At 49.6% G+C, this 619-nt stretch carries 1 protein-coding gene; it reads right to left on the reverse strand.

The window, feature by feature from the left end; translation table 11 throughout:
- Window positions 1-57: 57 nt before the first annotated feature.
- A complete protein-coding gene (tnpA, locus tag FU672_RS24825) occupies window positions 58-462 on the reverse strand; it encodes an IS66-like element accessory protein TnpA (RefSeq protein ID WP_148245233.1) in 405 nt (134 codons plus the stop codon).
- Between the last annotated feature and the right edge of the window lie 157 nt (window positions 463-619).

Consider the following 619-nt stretch of genomic DNA (forward strand, 5'->3'; position numbering starts at 1 on the left):
TTCTCATATCGGTGATACCAGCGACCAGCCAGATCTTTGTCCCTGATGGTAATGGGATCAACGTTTGAGCTCCCGTATCAGCAGGTTCAGGATATTTTCGCTGATGGCACCATTCAGACGGAGTGATCCGTGCCGGAACGTCACTTCACAGCAGATATTGAGTGATTCAGATGCCGCAGCAGCTACAGGTTGTGACAGTGAGGAGGTTGCAGGAACAACATCTTCGGCATCAAGTGTTATCGGGAGCAGCTCAGGCACGCTGTTTTCTGTTGTTGAAGGAGGACGTAGTTTTCCTTCGCGCCAGTACTGACGCCACTTGAACAACAGATTATCGTTGATCCCATGCTCACGAGCGAGTTGCGCTACGGAGATCTCTGGTCGATGCGAGAGTTCAACCATTTTGATTTTGAACTCAACGGGATAATTAGGGCTTTTTTTACGCACTGCGGTTAATGATTTCATGGATAGCGTCCACCATATTTGGTGTCCACTATCCTCTCAGGAATTTCAGGATCTGCCAGACGGTGCTGAGACGACGCTTACGGGTATTCGAGCCTGCTTTGGGGACATTTTTCTCGTGACCGAGCTCGGCATTCAATGCTGTTTCGACGGTGAGCTT

The organism is Enterobacter asburiae, assembly GCF_008080435.1.
GTDB classification, from domain to species: Bacteria; Pseudomonadota; Gammaproteobacteria; order Enterobacterales; family Enterobacteriaceae; genus Enterobacter; species Enterobacter asburiae_C.

Excerpts from the sequence above, each read along its gene's own strand:
- tnpA (WP_148245233.1), bottom strand. The coding sequence starts at position 462 with ATGAAATCATTAACCGCAGTGCGTAAAAAAAGCCCTAATTATCCCGTT.